Consider the following 17,451-nt stretch of genomic DNA (forward strand, 5'->3'; position numbering starts at 1 on the left):
CAGGCGGGAATCCGACGACAGGGCCTACGCTCGACCCATGGTCAATCTGACGCGCATCTACACCCGGACCGGGGACGACGGCACGACCGCCCTGGGCGACATGAGCCGCACCGCGAAGACGGACGCGCGGATCGCCGCGTACGCCGACGCGAACGAGGCCAACGCGGCGATCGGCGTGGCCATCGCCCTCGGGCAGCTGCCCGAGGAGATCGTGACGGTCCTCGTCCGGGTGCAGAACGACCTCTTCGACGTGGGCGCCGACCTCGCCACCCCGGTGGTCGAGAACCCCCAGTACCCGCCGCTGCGCGTGGAACAGACCTACGTCGACAAGCTGGAGGCGGACTGCGACCGCTTCCTGGAGGGCGTCGAGAAGCTCCGCAGCTTCATCCTGCCGGGCGGTACCCCGGGCGCCGCGCTTCTGCACCAGGCCTGCACGGTGGTGCGGCGCGCCGAACGGTCCACCTGGGCGGCGCTGGAGCAGCACGCCGACCTCATGAACCCGCTCACCGCGACCTACCTCAACCGCCTCTCCGACCTGCTGTTCATCCTGGCCCGCACGGCGAACAAGGAGATCGGCGACGTGCTGTGGGTGCCGGGCGAGAACCGCTGAGGACGACGGGCCGGCCGGAACCCGGCCCCGGGACTCCGGGAGCCGGGGCGTTCGGGGGCCGGGTCCGGGGGCCAGGGGCGTTCCGGAGCCCGGGGCATCCAGGGGCCGGTGACGGACTCAGCCCCCGTCCTCCGGTTCCGTCGGCACCGGCAGCCGTCCGCCACGGCTGTCGGCGACCCGCAGCGCGTCCCGGAGGGACTCGGTCAGCCGCGCGGTGGTGAAGCGCAGCTCACGGACACCGGCCCGGGGATCGGCGAGCACGGCCTCGGCCCCGCCGAGCACCTGAGCCCCGGACGACAGCTGCGCGGCCTCCACATCGTCCGCGAGCCGGGACAGCCTGCTGCGGGGGTTGTCAGCACTCAGATAGCAGGGCCTGCCGTCGGGGCTCGTCCACGGCAGGAGCCGGAACCGGGACTCGGGAGTGGGCAGCGGAGCCGACGGGAGCAACGACTCCCCGGAACACGTCAACCGGCGCACGGTCCCACCGCCTTCCCGCAACGGCACGCACTGCCGTGGGCGGACTGCCCCGGTGGTGTCGGCCGTGGCCGCCGCCCGCGCCGTTGCGGGCACCGGCTCCCGATGCGTTGATTCATGTCGGCTGCTCTCCTCAGGTCGGCCCCTCCCCCGGCACGCGGCGCCGGGGGTCCGTCACGCCTACGGGTCCTCCCGCTCCGTTCCGCTGTCGGGTGACCACGCGGCGACTACTTTGAGTGTGGCAACGAACGCGTTGTGCCATCCGGCCCGAGTGGGCGGTGACCGTCCCTCTGTCGGCCGCGGGACGGCAGGCACCGTCCCGAACTCGCACGTGGGACGAGAGGTTTCGAACGTGAAGTTCCAGTCGCAGTCACTGACCCCCGACCGCTCCGCACGGCACTTCTACGGCGCGGAGATGCGCCGGCACCGCGAGGCGGCGCAGCTCTCGCTGGTGCAACTGGCCAAGATCGTGAACTCCAGCAAGAGCGGCCTGGCACGCGTCGAGACCGCCGAACTGATGCCCCCGCCGGAGCTGTCGCGGGCGCTGGACGCGGCGTTCGGAACCGACGGCCTCTTCGCCCGGCTGTACGACCTGGCGAAGCGGGAGGCGCATCCGGATCAGTACCGCAGGTTCATGGACTTCGAGGCGAAGGCCACCGTCATCGAGAACTACGTGGCGCATGTGGTGCCGGGCACGCTCCAGACTGCCGACTACGCCCGCGCGCTGTTCCGCAGCCAGCCCGACCTGTCCCACGAACAGGTCGAAGAGCGTGTCGCAGCTCGCATGGCCCGGCAGGAGAGGCTGAAGTCCGATTCATCGCCGCACCGATGGGCCATCCTCGACGAGTCCGTACTCAGGCGCCGGATCGGCAGCCGTGCATGCATGTACGCACAGTTGGCCTCGTTGCTCGACCAGGCGGCGACCGCCACCAGCGAGGTGCAGATCATGCCCTTCAAGAGCGGTGCACACCCCTTGCTGGGTGGGTCGTTGACGATCCTGACCCTTACCGGCGCTTCGGCCGTGGTCTACGAGGAGGGCATCGAGGCGGGCCGTCTCTACGAAGATCCACAAGCGGTGTTCAAGCATCGCCGTCACTACGATGTGCTCCGGGCCAACGCCCACTCGCTGACGGAGTCGGCAGCGTTGATTCGATCGGTGATGGAGGACTACCAGCCATGCGCAGCACCCCCGACCTGAGCACCGCCCACTGGCGCAAGAGCAGCTACAGCAACACCAACGGGGGTGACTGCATCGAGGTCGCCGACGGCCTCCCCGGCATCGTCCCCGTCCGCGACAGCAAGAACCCCCACGGACCCGCCCTCGTCTTCTCCCCCGCCTCCTGGACGTCGTTCATCGACGCCGTCAAGGAGGAGGCTTTCCCCTTCGCCTGACCGCGAGCCGGACGATCACGATGGAGGACTACCAGCCATGCGCAGCACCCTTGACCTGAGCACCGCCCAGTGGCACACCAGCAGCTACAGCAATTCCAACGGCGGCGAGTGCGTAGAGGTTGCCAGGAACCTCCCCGGCATCGTCCCCGTCCGCGACAGCAAGGACCCCCACGGACCCGCCCTCGTCTTCCCCGCCGCCTCCTGGACGTCGTTCGTCGAGGGCATGCGGGACGGTTCGCTGTCCGGCTGACGCCCCCTCTGGGCATCCGTACCCACGACACCCGGCTCCCCGCCCCGGACGAGGGCGGGGAGCCGGTTTCGTCCCTCCGCTGCGGAAGTCACCGATGCTCGCGCGTCACCCGGCCCGAACTCAGCTCCTTCTCGCGACTGTCCGCGGCGGCCCCGCCCGCGCCCCCCGGGTCCTTCTTCGGCCAGAGCGTGTAGCTGCCGGCGATGAGCAGGTTGATGCCGATCAGCCAGCCCATCCTGGTCTGCCACGCCCGCAGCGACTCGGTGTTCCCGTCGTCGCCCACGTAGAGCGCCGCGCACTGGAGGAGGCCGATGGCGACGACCCCGGCGAGGATCCAGCGGCCGGCGGTCTTCCACTCGTGCACGGTGCGTGCCATCCCGTACTTCGGCGGCTTGGCCGGCTTCGGCGCACCCGAGAAGCGGTGCGCGAAGTGCGCGTCCGCCCACTTGATCAAGTGGTGGCCCATGGCGACGGTGAAGCCGATGTAGACGGCCGCCAGACCGTGCTTCCAGTCCGGCTCCGCGCCGTTCTTCAGGTCGATCGCGGTGACCACCAGCAGCACCAGTTCGAGCAGCGGCTCGCACAGCAGGACCGCCGCTCCGGTCCGGGGCATCTTGGCCAGATAGCGCAGGCTCAGGCCTCCGGCCAGCAGCAGCCAGAAGCCGACCTCACAGGCGATGATCAGCATGACGATCACGACGGGGACCTCCTCGCGGGTTCCCCTCCAGCTTCGCCGCGGTCCGGGCCCCGTTCGTCGTCGCCAGTGACGAACCGCCACTGCATCCTTCGATGTACCCGGTCTCACTCCCTGCGTGGAGGCGTCCGCTCCCGCCGGGCGTGTTGGATGGCGGGGTGACCCTTTCCTTCGCCCGCCCGCACCGGGACGACGTGCTGCTCGCCGTCGGCGGGCTGCTCAGCGGTGTGCTGCTGTGGTCGCTCGGGCTGCACAGCTGGGGAGGGCGCTCGCTCCTGCCGGTCTGGACCGCGCTGATCCCGATCGCGGTGACCGCCGCCACCGAGCTGTTCCGCCGGTCCGCGCAACCGGTCGCCCTGCTGGTCGCCACCGCCGCGATGATCGGCGACCAGTTCACCACCGGCAGTCTGGCGACGACGATGATGTTCACCGACGTCATGTACGCCGCCGTGGTCTACGGAACACCCGCGTCCGCCCGCCGCATCCCGGTGATCACCGGCTTCATCACCGTCGCCGCGACCCTGGTGGCGCTGGTCTGGATCCGGCAGCCGGAGGCCCTGCTCATCGGCGTGGTGACCGGTCTGGTCACCTTCGGCCCGGCCTCGACCGGCGCCTCCGTCCGCAATCACCGCGACGCCGCGGAGGCCGCGCGGCTGCGCGCCGAGCAGACCGCGCTGCTCGCCGAGATGGACCGCCGGGAGGCCGTGACCGCCGAGCGCTCCCGGATGGCCCGCGAACTGCACGACCTGGTCGCCAACCACCTCTCCGCCATCGCCATCCACTCCACCGCCGCGCTGTCCATCGGCGAGCCGAAGGCGGCGAACGAGGCGCTCACCGTGATCCGGGAGAACAGCGTCCAGGGACTGGCCGAAATGCGCCGCCTCATCGGGCTGCTCCGCGACCCTGATGCCGCGGAGGCCCCCACCGCCGCCCCCACGCTCGACGGCCTCGACGCGCTGCTGGACCAGGCACGGACGAACGGCACCGGCAGCGGACTGACGTTCGCGCTGGACGACGGCCGCGCCCCCGGGCAGGCCCTTCCGGCGCCCGTCGAGCTGGCGGCCTACCGGATCGTGCAGGAATCCCTCACCAACGCGCTCAAGCACGCCTCCCCCGGCGAAGTGGCCGTCCGGATCGCGCGGGAGCCCGGCAGCCCGCTGACCGTCCTGGTCACCAGCGAGGCCGGGGACCGTTCCGGCCCGCGGGCACCCGGCTCGGGCTCCGGGCTCGTCGGCATGGAGGAACGGGTGGCGCTGCTCGGCGGCACGTTCGAAGCCGGCCCCGCCCCGGCCGCCAGCCACCGGAAGATCTGGCAGGTCCGCGCCGAACTGCCCGTCGACGAAGGAGTCCCCGCCCCATGACCATCCGCGTGCTCGTGGCCGATGACCAGTCCGCCGTCCGGGCGGGCCTGGTGCTGATCCTGCGCTCCGCCGACGGCATCGAGGTGGTGGGCGAGGCGGCGGACGGCGAGGAGGCCGTCCGGCTCACCCGCGAGCTCCGGCCCGATCTGGTCCTGATGGACGTCCAGATGCCCCGGCTCGACGGGGTCTCCGCCACCCGGCGGATCGTCACCGAGCAGCTGGCCGACGTCCTGGTGCTCACCACCTTCGACCTGGACGAATACGTCTTCGGCGCGCTCCGCGCGGGCGCCGCCGGGTTCCTGCTCAAGGACAGCGACGCGGCCGGGCTGATCGAGGGCGTGCGCACCGTGGCCCGCGGCGACGGCCTGATCGCTCCGGCGGTGACCCGCAGGCTGATCACGGAGTTCGCCGCACCCCGCGCGGCACCCGCGCCGACCGCGGAAACCCCCGATCCGGCCGTCCTCGACGCGCTGACCCGCAGGGAGCGGGAAGTGCTGGCGTGCATCGGCGAGGGCCTGTCGAACGCGGAGATCGCCGTCCGGCTCACCATGGCCGAGGCGACGGTGAAGACCCATGTGAGCCGGCTGCTCGCCAAGCTGGAGCTGCGCAGCCGGGTGCAGGCGGCCGTCCTGGCACGGGAGTTGGGCGTGGGCCGCTAAGGGGTGTCCTCCGGGGCGGCTGACCGGCCGGGCAGGTCCTGGCCCCTGTGGGTCCGCTGCGCGATCCAGCCCGTCATCGCCCGTACGCCGATGCCGATGGCCCGCTCGTCCGGGGCGAACTCGGGGTAGTGCGGGTAGCCGGCGGTGACGGGTGCGCCGGGGGCAAGGACGCCGAGGAAGGTGAACGTGCCGGGGACACGGTCCAGGTAGAGGGCGAAGTCCTCGCCGCTGAAGGGAGGGAACGCGGCATGGAGCACGGTGACCGCGTCCCGGCCCCGTGTGCGGCGCAGCCGGCGGGCGAGCATGCGCGCATCGTGTTCCGGGCAGACCATGGCGGGGAACGGCTCGCCGGGAAAGCTCACCCCGGCCCCCGGGTACGACCTGGCCAGTCGGCGGATGTCCTCGCGTACCTCCGTGTAACGCTCCTGCGGCCAGCAACGGTACGAGACGCTCACCTTGGCTCCCTGTGCTCCGGCCCGCACGGCCACGAACCGGGCCAGCGGCCCGTTGGGCGTCTGGGCGTCGGCGACGATCCGCTCGATGTCCGCGGGGGTCTGCGGGAGTGACACCGTGGCGAGCGTGCCGATCTCGGCGGCCAGGCGCCGCGCGGCGTCGTGCGCGTCCGGCCCGGGGAGGGTCACCTCCGCCTTGTCCTGGCCCGGCATCCCGTGGCCCGGGGTCACGGCGAACCGGCCGACGGGGAAGGGTCCACAGTGCAGCGCGTGGATCTCCTCGACGCCGGTGCGCTCCAGGACGCCTGCGTCGAGCACTGCGCGGGCCCCGGACAACGTCTCCTCGGCCGGCTGGAAGAGGAACACCACCGTGCCGCTCAGTCGCTGCCGCAGCCGCGCCAGGACCTGTGCGACGCCGATCGACACCGTGGTGTGGATGTCGTGCCCGCAGAGGTGGGCCGGCGCCGGGCCGCCCCCGACGATGTCCTTGGGCGGCACCGCGTCCATGTCCGCCCGGTACGCGACCGTCCGGCCCGGACGGGCGCCGCGCAGGACACCGACGACGCCGTGGCCGCCCACCCCGGTGGTGACGGCCAGCCCGGCCGCTCGCAGCTCCCGTGCCACCACGCCGGCGGTACGCCGCTCCTGCCCCGGTATCTCGGGGTGCCGGTGGATGTCCCGCCGCAGCTCGATCAACCCGCGCTCCACGCGCGCCACCTCGGCGTCCACCGCGCCCTGTGCCACCGGCCCCCTCCACGCGCCGGCGACCGCCCTCCCCGCAGATCCCCACACCAGGGCCGCACCGGCCGCCGCCGTTCCGGCCAGCAGCGTGCGGCGCTCCAGAGCGTGCTCCGTGGGACGCTTCATGGTTCCCCCTCCGTGATCCGTCACGTGGTCTTCCGGAGCGTCCGCCGGAATTCGGCTCCGTCCCGGCACTGCGTGTCGTGCCGTCGCCGCCCGGCGAGCGGAAGACCTGTCGGTAAACGATCACTCCACGCGGATGGCGTTGCCCATCCGGCGAGCCACCACGTGGGGGTGGGGGTAACCCCAGCCATGGGACGCAGACCTGTCGGGCGACCCGTCGGACACGCTCCGGGGCACGTGTGGCCGATGGGGCGAGTCCGCGGGAGCGGCCCGGGGGATGCCGCCGAGACGCGGAAGGCGGGCAGCTGTCGGCCGGGGCCGCTCGTCGCGTCCGGACCGCGGCGATGAGGCCCCCGCGAGCCCGGCGGGGCTCCGAGCGGGAGGCGCATGTCCGGTGCCGGGCGGGATCGGGAGGGGCCGACCGGGAGGGGCCGACCGGGAGAGGAACCGGGCCGAGGAGCCCGGGGGAGAGAAGAGTCCGGGGCCGGGGAGGCGCCCTGGGGCCCGAGAGAAAAAAATCAGGCCACGTTCACACGCTGGCCCGGAGGTGCCGCTTCCAGCCAGGCCAGGAAGCCGGTGAGGGCGTCCTCGCTCATGGCGAGTTCCAGATGGGTGCCGCGGTGCAGACAGCGGAGCACGATGGCGTCGGACAGCAGCGCCAGCTCCTCCTCGCCCTGCGGAGTCCGGCGCGAGAGCACCTCGATCGCGGAGCGCTCCAGCACCCGGCGCGGGCGGGGCGCGTAGGAGAAGACCCGGAACCACTCCACCCGGTCGCCGTTGTAGCGCGCCACCCCGTACACCCAGCCCCGGCCGCTGGGCTCCGGTCCGGACAGGCCGGCCTCGGCCTCGTCGGTGCTCCCGGCAACGTTCCAGCGCAAGCTGCAGTCGAACGTCCCGCCCGACCGCTGGATCAGTCTCCGGCGCAGGCCGAAGACGAACAGCCCCAGCAGTACGAGCGCGATGCCCACACTGCTCAGCAGCAGTGCGAGGAACATCTGCACCGACCTCCTCGCCTCATCTCGCCGGGCCAGTATGACCTCGGGATCCACCTCAGCCGCGGACCGTCCTGGAGGAGTCCAGGCCGGTCCGCGGCTGAGGAAGCACCCCCGGACCGGGTCCGGGGGAGAGTGTCGTGTCGCCGGGCCGTCAGCGGCTGCCCGTCGCCGCGACCAGCCGGATCTCGGCGCGCCGCTCGGCGGCGGCGTCCGTGTCCGACTTCGCTCGCTCCAGGGCGCGCTCCGCACGGGCGACGTCGATCTCGTCCGCCAGCTCGGCGATCTCCGCCAGCAGGGAAAGCTTGTTGTCGGCGAACGAGATGAATCCGCCGTGCACCGCCGCGACGACAGTACCGCCGCCACTCGTACGGATGGTCACCGGGCCGGACTCCAGCACACCGAGCAGCGGCTGGTGGCCGGGCATGACGCCGATGTCACCCGATGTGGTACGTGCGACGACCAGGGTGGCCTCGCCGGACCAGACACTGCGGTCCGCGGCGACCAGCTCGACGTGCAGCTCAGCAGCCAACGTGGCTCCTCGGGTCTCCGCCTGCCGTGGCAGGCGTCCAGTAAAGGACTGGGGTGTCAAGAGTAACGGGCGCGGATGTCAGGGGCGGGGCGGGCCCGCCCCTGACACCGTTCGAGCACGGGGCTCAGGAGACGCCGAGCTCCTTGGCGTTCTTCTTGAGGTCGTCGAGACCACCGCACATGAAGAAGGCCTGCTCCGGGAAGTGGTCGAACTCGCCGTCCGCGATCGAGTTGAACGCGGCGATCGACTCGTCGAGCGGCACGTCCGAACCGTCCACACCGGTGAACTGCTTCGCCGCGTGGGTGTTCTGCGACAGGAACCGCTCGATACGACGGGCGCGGTGGACGACCAGCTTGTCCTCTTCGCCCAGCTCGTCGATACCGAGAATCGCGATGATGTCCTGGAGGTCCTTGTACTTCTGCAGGATCCCCTTGACGCGCGAGGCGCAGTCGTAGTGCTCCTGCGTGATGTAGCGCGGGTCCAGGATGCGGGACGTCGAGTCCAGCGGGTCCACCGCCGGGTAGATGCCCTTCTCCGAGATCGGCCGGGAGAGCACCGTCGTCGCGTCGAGGTGCGCGAAGGTGGTCGCCGGGGCCGGGTCGGTCAGGTCGTCCGCCGGCACGTAGATCGCCTGCATCGAGGTGATCGAGTGACCACGGGTCGAGGTGATGCGCTCCTGCAGGAGGCCCATCTCGTCCGCGAGGTTCGGCTGGTAACCCACCGCGGACGGCATACGGCCGAGCAGGGTGGACACCTCGGAACCGGCCTGGGTGAAGCGGAAGATGTTGTCGATGAAGAACAGCACGTCCTGCTTCTGCACATCACGGAAGTACTCCGCCATGGTCAGACCGGCCAGCGCGACGCGGAGACGGGTGCCCGGGGGCTCGTCCATCTGGCCGAAGACCAGCGCGGTCTTGTCCAGAACGCCGGACTCCTCCATCTCACCGATGAGGTCGTTGCCCTCACGGGTGCGCTCACCGACACCGGCGAACACGGAAACACCCTCGTGCAGCTTGGCCACACGCATGATCATTTCCTGGATGAGGACCGTCTTGCCGACGCCCGCACCACCGAACAGACCGATCTTGCCGCCCTTGACGTACGGGGTCAGCAGGTCGACGACCTTCAGGCCGGTCTCGAACATCTCGGTCTTGGACTCGAGCTGGTCGAACGCCGGAGCCTTGCGGTGGATGGCCCACCGCTCGGACTCGTTGCCGTTCTCCTCGGGGACGTTCAGCACCTCACCGAGGGTGTTGAACACCTTGCCCTTGGTGAAGTCGCCGACCGGGACGGTGATGCCGTCGCCGGTGTCGGTCACCTGGGCCTGGCGGACCAGACCGTCGGTGGGCTGCATGGAGATCGCGCGGACCACGCCCTCACCGAGGTGCTGGGCAACCTCGAGGGTCAGGGTCTTCTGCTTGCCGTCCTCGGCCGGGTCGGCAACCTCGACGGTCAGCGCGTTGTAGATGTCCGGCATCGCGTCGACGGGGAACTCCACGTCGACGACCGGGCCGATGACCCGCGCGACGCGGCCCGTCGCCGTGGCCGTCTCAACAGTGGTGGTCATAGTTGTCAGTCACTCCCCGCGGTCGCGTCGGCCAGGGCGCTCGCGCCACCGACGATCTCGCTGATTTCCTGGGTGATGTCGGCCTGGCGGGCCGCGTTGGCAAGCCGCGTGAGCGACTTGATGAGCTCTTCGGCGTTGTCGGTCGCCGACTTCATCGCACGGCGGCGGGCGGCGTGCTCGGAAGCGGCCGACTGCAGCAGAGCGTTGTAGATCCGGCTCTCGACGTACCGCGGCAGCAGGGCGTCGAGGACGTCCTCCGCCGACGGCTCGAACTCGAACAGCGGAAGGATCTCGTCCTTGCCGCTCTCCGGCTTCTGCTCCGTCGCGTCGAGGCTGAGGGGCAGCAGACGGTTGTCCACCGGCTGCTGCGTCATCATCGACACGAACTCGGTGAAGACGATGTGGAGCTCGTCCACGCCGCCCTCGGCCGTGTCCGCGACGAAGGACTCGATCAGCGGAGCGGCCACCTTCTTGGCGTCCGCGTACGTCGGACTGTCGGTGAAGCCCGTCCAGGAATCCGCGATCTTGCGCTCGCGGAAGCTGTAGTAGGCCACACCCTTCCGTCCGACGATGTACGGGACGACCTCCTTGCCCTCGGCGGTGAGGCGCTGGGTCAGCGCCTCGGCCGCCTTGATGGCGTTGGAGGAGTAGCCGCCGGCCAGACCACGGTCGCTCGTCACGAGCAGGACCGCGGCACGGACCGGGCTCTCCGCCTCGGTGGTCAGCGGGTGCTTGTCGTTGGAGCCGGTCGCCACCGCCGTCACCGCGCGCGTCAGCTCACGGGAGTACGGAGTGGAGGCCGCCACCTGCCGCTGCGCCTTGACGATGCGGGAGGCGGCGATCATCTCCATCGCCTTGGTGATCTTCTTCGTGGCGGTGACGGACTTGATCCGGCGCTTGTAGACGCGAATCTGGGCGCCCATACTCAGCCCTCACCCAGGAGCTTGCCGTCCGCGGTCTCGAACTGCTTCTTGAAGCTCGCGATCGCGTCGGCCATGGCCTGCAGCGTGTCGTCGGACATCTTCCCGCCCTCGCGGATACCGGTCAGCAGACCCTTGTGCTCGCGGTGCAGGTAGTCGAGGAGCTCCCGCTCGAAGCGGCGGATGTCCTCGACCGGCACGTCGTCCATCTTGCCGGTGGTGCCGGCCCAGATGGAGACGACCTGGTCCTCGGTGGAGTACGGCGCGTACTGGCCCTGCTTCAGCAGCTCGACCATGCGCTTACCGCGCTCCAGCGACGCCTTGGAGGCCGCGTCCAGGTCGGAACCGAAGGCGGCGAACGCCTCCAGCTCGCGGTACTGGGCGAGGTCCACACGGAGGCGGCCGGAGACCTGGCGGATGGCCTTGTGCTGCGCGGAGCCACCGACACGGGAGACCGAGATACCCACGTTCAGCGCCGGGCGCTGGCCCGCGTTGAACAGGTCGGACTCCAGGAAGCACTGACCGTCGGTGATGGAGATGACGTTGGTCGGAATGAACGCCGAGACGTCGTTCGCCTTGGTCTCGACGATCGGCAGACCGGTCATCGAGCCCTTGCCCATCTCGTCGGAGAGCTTGGCGCAGCGCTCCAGGAGGCGGGAGTGCAGGTAGAAGACGTCACCCGGGTAGGCCTCACGGCCCGGCGGGCGGCGCAGCAGCAGGGAGACGGCGCGGTAGGCGTCGGCCTGCTTCGAGAGGTCGTCGAAGACGATCAGAACGTGCTTGCCCTGGTACATCCAGTGCTGGCCGATGGCCGAGCCGGTGTAGGGGGCGAGGTACTTGAAGCCGGCCGGGTCGGACGCCGGGGCGGCGACGATCGTCGTGTACTCGAGGGCACCGGCCTCCTCCAGCGCGCCGCGCACGGACGCGATGGTGGAGCCCTTCTGGCCGACGGCGACGTAGATGCAGCGGACCTGCTTGTCCGGGTCGCCGGAACGCCAGTTGTCGCGCTGGTTGATGATCGTGTCGATCGCCAGGGCGGTCTTGCCCGTCTGGCGGTCGCCGATGATCAGCTGACGCTGGCCGCGGCCGATCGGGGTCATGGCGTCGACGGCCTTGAGGCCGGTCTCCATCGGCTCGTGCACCGACTTACGGGCCATGACGCCCGGGGCCTGCAGTTCGAGGGCGCGGCGGCCCTCGGTCTCGATCTCGCCCTTGCCGTCGATCGCGTTGCCGAGGGGGTCGACGACGCGACCCAGGTAGCCGTCGCCGACGGCCACGGACAGGACCTCACCGGTGCGCGTGACCGGCTGGCCCTCCTCGACGCCGCTGAACTCGCCGAGGACGACCGCACCGATCTCGCGCTCCTCGAGGTTGAGGGCGAGACCGAGGGTGCCGTCCTCGAACTTCAGCAGCTCGTTCGCCATGGCCGAGGGAAGGCCCTCGACCTTAGCGATGCCGTCGCCGGCAACGCTGACCGTACCGACCTCCTCGCGCGAGGCCGCGTCCGGCTTGTACGCCTGGACAAAGTTCTCCAGCGCGTCCCGGATCTCCTCCGGCCGGATCGTGAGCTCCGCCATCTGGGTTCCCTGCTCTCCTTGTTGGGCCCGAAGTGTTCTCTGGGGGGTACGGGGGTGTCACCCCCCGAGATGTCACTGCGACTACGGCCCAACTCGGGCCGCTAACAGTACGTTTTCTACAGCTGCTTTTGAGTTGGTGACCGTCAGCCGGCCATCCGCCGGGTCGCCTCTTCGAGGCGGTCCGCGATGGTCCCGTTGATGACCTCGTCGCCGACACGGACCTGGATCCCGCCGAGGACCTCGGGGTCCACGTCGAGGTTCAGATGCATCGGGCGGCCGTACAGCTTCGAGAGGGCGGCGCCGAGGCGCTGCTTCTGCCCGTCGCCGAGCGGCACGGCCGAGGTGACGACCGCGACCATACGGTCCCGGCGCTCCGCGGCCAGCTTGGAGAGGGCGTCGAGCCCTCCCTCCAGGCTACGGCCCCGCGGATGTGTCACAAGACGCACCACGAGACGCTCGGTGACCGGGTTGGCACGCCCGCCGAGCAGGGTGCGCACCAGCTCCGCCTTGGCGGACACGGTGGCGACCCGGTCGGTGAGCGCGGCCCGCAGGTCCGGCGCGGAGGCGACGATCCGGCCGAACCGGAACAGCTCGTCCTCGACGTCGTCCAGGGCATCGCTCCGCTGGGCCGCGACGAGGTCGGCGATGCCCGCCAGCTCCTCGAGCGCGTCCACCAGCTCACGGGAGCGCGACCAGCGGGAGCGGACCATGCCGGAGACCAGGTCGACGGTCTCGCCGCCGACCTGGCTGCCCAGCAGCCGAGCGGCCAGCTCCGCCTTGGCCTCACCGGGCTGCGACGGGTCGGTGAGAACCCGGCGCAGCGACACCTCGCGGTCGAGCAGCCTCGTGACGGCGGCCAGCTCCTCGGCGAGCTTCGCGGCGTCGACGGACGTGTTGTCCGTCAGCGCGTCGAGACGCTCACGTGCGGAGGCCAGTGCCTCGCGGCTCGCTCCATTCATCGGGTGGCCTCGGCCTTCTCCTCGAGCTCGTCGAGGAAGCGGTCGATCGTGCGGCTCTGCCGGGCGGAGTCCTCGAGGGACTCGCCCACGAGCTTGCCGGCCAGGTCGGTGGCGAGCTTGCCCACGTCCTGGCGCAGCGCCTGAGCGGCCTGCTTCCGGTCGGCCTCGATCTGGGTGTGGCCCGCAGCGATGATCTCCTCACGCTGCCGCTGGCCTTCCGCACGCATCTCGGCGATGAGCGCGGCACCCTGCTCCTGCGCCTCCTGGCGCAGACGGGCAGCCTCGTGCCGTGCCTCGGAGAGCTGAGCCTTGTACTGCTCGAGCACCTCCTGGGCCTCGGTCTGGGCTTCCTCGGCCTTGGCGATCCCGCCCTCGATGGCCTCGCGCCGCTCGTCCAGAACCTTGTTGATGTTCGGGAGGAGCTTCTTGGCGAGGAAGGAGAAGACGATCGCGAAGGCGAGGAGGCCGATGACGATCTCTGGGATCGCCGGGAGGAGGGGGTTCTGCTCCTCCTGCGCCAGGTGGACCAGAGCGCTCACATCAATGCCTTTCGTCGAATCGGGCGGGAACGTTCGCCGCGATTACTTGTACGGGTAGACGAACGGCATGACCAGACCGATCAGCGCGAGCGCCTCACAGAGGACGAAGCCGAGAATCTGGTTGGCACGGATCAGACCGGCGGCCTCGGGCTGGCGGGCCAGGGCCTGGGTGCCGTTACCGAAGATGATGCCGACGCCGACGCCGGGGCCGATCGCCGCGAGGCCGTAGCCGATCGAACCGAGGTTGCCCTTGATCTGGACAGCGTCTGCGGCGAGGGTCTGGAGAGCGGACATGCCGAATCTTCCTTCTCTTTCACGGACCGGTGGGGGTTGGCCACCGGACGCCTATCGGGTTTGGGAGCTGGCTGCTGATCAGTGGTGCTCGGCGAGAGCACCCTGGATGTAGTTGCAGGCCAGGAGGATGAAGACGTATGCCTGCAGCGCCTGGATGAAGAGCTCGAAGGCGGTCAGCAGGATGACCATGACGAACGAGACGCCGGCGTACGCGATACCGATGCCGTTGAGCATGTACCAGCTGGCGATGGTGAAGATCAGCAGCAGGACGTGACCGGCGAACATGTTCGCGAAGAGCCGCACCGCGTGGGTGAACGGCCGGATCAGCAGGTTCGAGAAGAACTCGATCGACATGACCACGGGAAGAACCGGGCCGAGCGACTTGTCGTAGCCGCCGATGTTCTTCAGACCACCGACGAAGCCGTGCCGCTTGAAGGTCAGGCTGACCCACAGCACATACACGATCGCCGCGAACGCGACCGGGAATCCGATGATCGAGGGCGCGGGGAACTGGGCGATCGGAATGATGGCCCAGAGGTTCATGATCCAGATCAGGAAGAACAGCGAGACCATGAGCGGGACGTACTTCTCGCCCTCCCGCTTGCCGAGGGTCTCGTAGACCACGCTGCGCCGGACGAAGTCGAGACCGGCCTCGCCGACCATCTGCAGCTTGCCGGGGATGAGCTTCGGCTTGTTGAACGCCGCCCAGAAGAACGCGACCACGATGATCGTGCTCAACAGCGCGAGCAGCATCGGCTTGTTGAACTCGATGCCGCCGGCCTCGAACATCGGCTTGAAGACAAAGGAGTGCAGGCCAGGGGACACTTCATTGAAGCCGCACCCGTCGAAGATGTGGCAATCGGTCTCGAAGGCGAGCATCTGGTCAGCACTCACCGCGAGCTCCTTCAGCGTGGCGCATGGGTACGGCAACCTCGTTGTGTCGGCGCGGCGCGCAGCCGCGGTTCGGCACTGGACTGGTCTTACGAATGTGAGGGCGGCTGGTCGGCACCGGGCCGAGTGACCTGAAAGGCATCAGCTGCATGGGCTGCCGGTTCCGTCCCGTGAAAGTGGGGGACTCAGCCGCCTGCGCCCGCGATGCCGCAGTTGGCACCGGACGATAGCAGGCGCTCAGGCCCGTGTTTATTCCGGCCCTACCTGTCACGCCGTCGACCCTGTCGGCTCGGACTTCCGGCTCTCGGCGGACGCGGGCTCGACGTAGAGAATCTTGGCCTTCATGTGGGCACGCACCTGTGCTCCGACCCAGGTCAGCGTCGCCGCGATCAGCGCGATCGCGAAGGCCCGGGGATTGAACAGCGTGGTGTTCTTGAACACGGCCATGAACACGAAGAGCAGCAGAATCTGCGTCGTGTAGAGCAACAGGCCCATGGCCTGGAACAGATGAGGGAACGTGCGCGCGGTCCGCTGCAGAACGAGCAGTCCGATACCCATGAACAGGGAGACCACCACCACACCGACCGCCGCGCCGATAGCCCCCTTGCCACCGGCCAGCACGAAACCGACAACGACGGCGATCACGCCGACTGCGGCCGTGGGCACGGCAGTTCGTAGGAGCATGCGGGCGTCGTTCTCAGGCATGGCGGCAACTCCGGCGGGAGACGGGGGCACGAGTGTCGTCATGGACGAGCGTAGGGCCCGGCCGAGGGCGTACCTCACAGCAAAGGGCCGCTACAGGACGGTCCTTCTGCTCTAGCACCGGGTTTAGTGAACGGTATCACAAACTATTTGATGAGGTCTTTACCTAGTCGGTGTGCTACCCGTCACACATACGAGCTAACCCGCGCACCGATGAGCTGACGCCCGATGAAATGTCTACTAAGGGGCAGCATGTCCGGGTTTTATCGTGTCCCTTTTGTTACCAGTTGCGGGAGCGGGCGCCGATCGCTGTGGCACCATTCACGCCCGCCGGCATCGGGGCGAGCTCCTCGCCCTCCTGCTGCGCCGGCTCCCCGTCGGTGCCGGAGGCGGCACTGCCGGAGGCCGCGGCATCCGCCGGAGCAGCACCGGAAGCGAGCGTTCCCGGCCCCGACGCCGCCACCGTCGACTCCCCGCCGCTGCGGTAGCGCGGCGGGATGAACGCGTAGGCCCAGCGCGGTGCCTTGGGGGTGAAGCGCGGCATCAGCAGCAGCACCAGCCCCAGGGCGCTCAGCGCGACGATCACCAGCAGGATCCACACACTGGCCGAGTTGACCGAGTACGCGACCGCGCCGAAGGCGATCAGCGCCGACCAGAAGTACATGATGAGGACGGCCCGGCTGTGGGAGTGGCCGATCTCCAGCAGCCGGTGGTGCAGGTGCCCGCGGTCGGCGACGAAGGGCGACTGGCCCTTCCAGGTGCGGCGGACGATCGCCAGGACCAGGTCGGCGACGGGGACCATCAGCACCGTCAGCGGCAGCAGCAGCGGAATGTAGACCGGCACCGTGGCGTGGACCGCCGCCCGCTCCGAACCGGTGAACAGCTTCAGGGCGTCGGGGTCGACCTGGCCCGTGATGGAGATCGCGCCCGCGGCCAGCACCAGGCCGATCAGCATCGAGCCCGAGTCGCCCATGAAGATCCGCGCGGGATGCATGTTGTGCGGCAGGAAGCCCACGCACATGCCCATCAGGATGGCCGCGAACAGGGTCGCCGGGGCCGCCGCCTCCAGGCCGTAGCCGAACCACATGCGGTACGCGTACATGAAGAACGCCGCGGCCGCGATGCAGACCATGCCCGAGGCGAGGCCGTCCAGGCCGTCCACGAAGTTCACCGCGTTGATGGTGATGACCACCAGGGCGACGGTCAGCAGCGTGCCCTGCATCGGGGTGAGTGCGACCGATCCCACACCCGGCACCGGGATCCACAGGATCGTCAGACCCTGCATCACCATCACGCCGGCGGCGATCATCTGCCCGCCGAGCTTGATCAGGGCGTCGACGCCCCACTTGTCGTCCAGCACCCCGAGCAGCCAGATCAGGGCGGCGCCGGAGAGCAGCGCCCGGGGCTCGTTGGACAGTTCGAACACCTTGCGGACGTCGGCGAGGTGCGCGGCGACCAGCAGACCCGCGCACAGCCCTCCGAACATGGCGATGCCGCCGAGTCGCGGCGTCGGCTCGCGGTGCACGTCACGGGCGCGGATCTCCGGCATCGCACCGGCCGCGATGGCGAACTTGCGCACCGGTCCGGTGAGAAGATAGGTGACCGCGGCCGTCACGCACAGCGTCAGCAGGTATTCACGCACGGGCTGCCCCAGGGGTTTCGCTGGCCATCTCAGCCCCTCACCCTAGCTTCTCGCGGGAGGGCTGCCGGGGTGGCCGGAAC

20 protein-coding genes are annotated in these 17,451 nt (G+C 69.8%); 6 read left to right on the forward strand and 14 right to left on the reverse strand.

The features are described from left to right. The first annotated feature begins 37 nt into the window (after nucleotides 1-37). Complete coding sequence (locus ACFYYR_RS13470) at nucleotides 38-610, forward strand: cob(I)yrinic acid a,c-diamide adenosyltransferase (RefSeq protein WP_388851158.1); 573 nt, start codon at nucleotides 38-40, stop codon at nucleotides 608-610. A gap of 117 nt (nucleotides 611-727) precedes the next feature. Here the strand turns inward: ACFYYR_RS13470 and ACFYYR_RS13475 are convergent, their stop codons facing one another. Beyond that, complete coding sequence (locus tag ACFYYR_RS13475) at nucleotides 728-1,078, reverse strand: hypothetical protein (RefSeq protein ID WP_388851161.1); 351 nt, start codon at nucleotides 1,076-1,078, stop codon at nucleotides 728-730. 337 nt (nucleotides 1,079-1,415) lie between these two features. Between ACFYYR_RS13475 and ACFYYR_RS13480 the strand changes: the two genes are divergently transcribed. Genes ACFYYR_RS13480 through ACFYYR_RS13490 form a run of 3 tightly spaced genes read left to right on the forward strand, consistent with a single transcriptional unit; the run spans nucleotide 1,416 to nucleotide 2,726 of the window. After that, nucleotides 1,416-2,282 carry a Scr1 family TA system antitoxin-like transcriptional regulator gene (locus ACFYYR_RS13480; RefSeq protein WP_388851164.1) on the forward strand — a complete coding sequence of 289 codons (867 nt, stop codon included), beginning with the start codon at nucleotides 1,416-1,418 and terminating at the stop codon, nucleotides 2,280-2,282. Continuing rightward, nucleotides 2,261-2,476: a DUF397 domain-containing protein gene (locus ACFYYR_RS13485; RefSeq protein WP_388851167.1), complete on the forward strand. Its 216-nt coding sequence runs from the start codon at nucleotides 2,261-2,263 to the stop codon at nucleotides 2,474-2,476. Before ACFYYR_RS13480 ends, ACFYYR_RS13485 begins: the two co-directional genes overlap by 22 nt. Nucleotides 2,477-2,513: 37 nt before the next feature. Next, a complete protein-coding gene (locus tag ACFYYR_RS13490; RefSeq protein WP_388851170.1) occupies nucleotides 2,514-2,726 on the forward strand; it encodes a DUF397 domain-containing protein in 213 nt (70 codons plus the stop codon). Nucleotides 2,727-2,814: 88 nt separating this feature from the next. Here ACFYYR_RS13490 and ACFYYR_RS13495 read toward each other — a convergent pair whose 3' ends face one another. Continuing rightward, on the reverse strand, nucleotides 2,815-3,423 hold the full coding sequence (locus tag ACFYYR_RS13495) for a hypothetical protein (RefSeq protein WP_388851173.1): 609 nt from the start codon (nucleotides 3,421-3,423) through the stop codon (nucleotides 2,815-2,817). Between the two features lie 155 nt (nucleotides 3,424-3,578). Between ACFYYR_RS13495 and ACFYYR_RS13500 the strand changes: the two genes are divergently transcribed. Together ACFYYR_RS13500 and ACFYYR_RS13505 are read left to right on the forward strand one after the other, a co-directional pair. Beyond that, nucleotides 3,579-4,781 carry a sensor histidine kinase gene (locus ACFYYR_RS13500; protein WP_388851175.1) on the forward strand — a complete coding sequence of 401 codons (1,203 nt, stop codon included), beginning with the start codon at nucleotides 3,579-3,581 and terminating at the stop codon, nucleotides 4,779-4,781. Continuing rightward, nucleotides 4,778-5,440, forward strand: coding sequence for a response regulator (locus ACFYYR_RS13505; protein WP_388851178.1), 663 nt, complete (start codon nucleotides 4,778-4,780; stop codon nucleotides 5,438-5,440). Before ACFYYR_RS13500 ends, ACFYYR_RS13505 begins: the two co-directional genes overlap by 4 nt. Here ACFYYR_RS13505 and ACFYYR_RS13510 read toward each other — a convergent pair. The 12 genes from ACFYYR_RS13510 to ACFYYR_RS13565 form a co-directional block, all read right to left on the reverse strand. Further along, nucleotides 5,437-6,759, reverse strand: coding sequence for a M20 family metallopeptidase (locus ACFYYR_RS13510; RefSeq protein WP_388851180.1), 1,323 nt, complete (start codon nucleotides 6,757-6,759; stop codon nucleotides 5,437-5,439). The two genes, ACFYYR_RS13505 and ACFYYR_RS13510, sit on opposite strands and share 4 nt — an antisense overlap. Before the next feature lie 515 nt (nucleotides 6,760-7,274). Next, nucleotides 7,275-7,751 carry a DUF2550 domain-containing protein gene (locus tag ACFYYR_RS13515; protein ID WP_388851183.1) on the reverse strand — a complete coding sequence of 159 codons (477 nt, stop codon included), beginning with the start codon at nucleotides 7,749-7,751 and terminating at the stop codon, nucleotides 7,275-7,277. A 151-nt stretch (nucleotides 7,752-7,902) separates the two neighbouring features. Continuing rightward, nucleotides 7,903-8,280 carry a F0F1 ATP synthase subunit epsilon gene (locus ACFYYR_RS13520; RefSeq protein ID WP_351509896.1) on the reverse strand — a complete coding sequence of 126 codons (378 nt, stop codon included), beginning with the start codon at nucleotides 8,278-8,280 and terminating at the stop codon, nucleotides 7,903-7,905. Between the two features lie 124 nt (nucleotides 8,281-8,404). After that, nucleotides 8,405-9,847 (reverse strand): F0F1 ATP synthase subunit beta, encoded by a 1,443-nt coding sequence (gene atpD / locus ACFYYR_RS13525; RefSeq protein WP_388851186.1) that lies wholly within the window; start codon nucleotides 9,845-9,847, stop codon nucleotides 8,405-8,407. A gap of 5 nt (nucleotides 9,848-9,852) precedes the next feature. Continuing rightward, on the reverse strand, nucleotides 9,853-10,770 hold the full coding sequence (locus tag ACFYYR_RS13530; protein WP_388851189.1) for a F0F1 ATP synthase subunit gamma: 918 nt from the start codon (nucleotides 10,768-10,770) through the stop codon (nucleotides 9,853-9,855). A 2-nt stretch (nucleotides 10,771-10,772) separates the two neighbouring features. Then, a complete protein-coding gene (atpA, locus tag ACFYYR_RS13535; protein WP_388851192.1) occupies nucleotides 10,773-12,344 on the reverse strand; it encodes a F0F1 ATP synthase subunit alpha in 1,572 nt (523 codons plus the stop codon). A gap of 143 nt (nucleotides 12,345-12,487) precedes the next feature. Next, entirely contained in the window at nucleotides 12,488-13,303 is an 816-nt protein-coding gene (locus tag ACFYYR_RS13540; RefSeq protein WP_388851195.1) for a F0F1 ATP synthase subunit delta, read from the reverse strand. Further along, on the reverse strand, nucleotides 13,300-13,842 hold the full coding sequence (locus ACFYYR_RS13545) for a F0F1 ATP synthase subunit B (protein WP_388851198.1): 543 nt from the start codon (nucleotides 13,840-13,842) through the stop codon (nucleotides 13,300-13,302). The genes ACFYYR_RS13540 and ACFYYR_RS13545 overlap by 4 nt, the downstream gene beginning before the upstream one ends. A gap of 42 nt (nucleotides 13,843-13,884) precedes the next feature. After that, nucleotides 13,885-14,136: a F0F1 ATP synthase subunit C gene (locus ACFYYR_RS13550; protein ID WP_351509907.1), complete on the reverse strand. Its 252-nt coding sequence runs from the start codon at nucleotides 14,134-14,136 to the stop codon at nucleotides 13,885-13,887. A gap of 78 nt (nucleotides 14,137-14,214) precedes the next feature. Beyond that, nucleotides 14,215-15,015: a F0F1 ATP synthase subunit A gene (gene atpB / locus ACFYYR_RS13555; RefSeq protein ID WP_388851406.1), complete on the reverse strand. Its 801-nt coding sequence runs from the start codon at nucleotides 15,013-15,015 to the stop codon at nucleotides 14,215-14,217. Between the two features lie 279 nt (nucleotides 15,016-15,294). Beyond that, nucleotides 15,295-15,732 (reverse strand): hypothetical protein, encoded by a 438-nt coding sequence (locus tag ACFYYR_RS13560; RefSeq protein ID WP_351509912.1) that lies wholly within the window; start codon nucleotides 15,730-15,732, stop codon nucleotides 15,295-15,297. Nucleotides 15,733-16,009: 277 nt separating this feature from the next. Continuing rightward, nucleotides 16,010-17,383 (reverse strand): MraY family glycosyltransferase, encoded by a 1,374-nt coding sequence (locus tag ACFYYR_RS13565; RefSeq protein ID WP_388851409.1) that lies wholly within the window; start codon nucleotides 17,381-17,383, stop codon nucleotides 16,010-16,012. Nucleotides 17,384-17,451 lie beyond the last annotated feature (68 nt).

This window comes from Streptomyces sp. NPDC001922 (assembly GCF_042891165.1).
GTDB lineage: Bacteria > Actinomycetota > Actinomycetes > Streptomycetales > Streptomycetaceae > Streptomyces.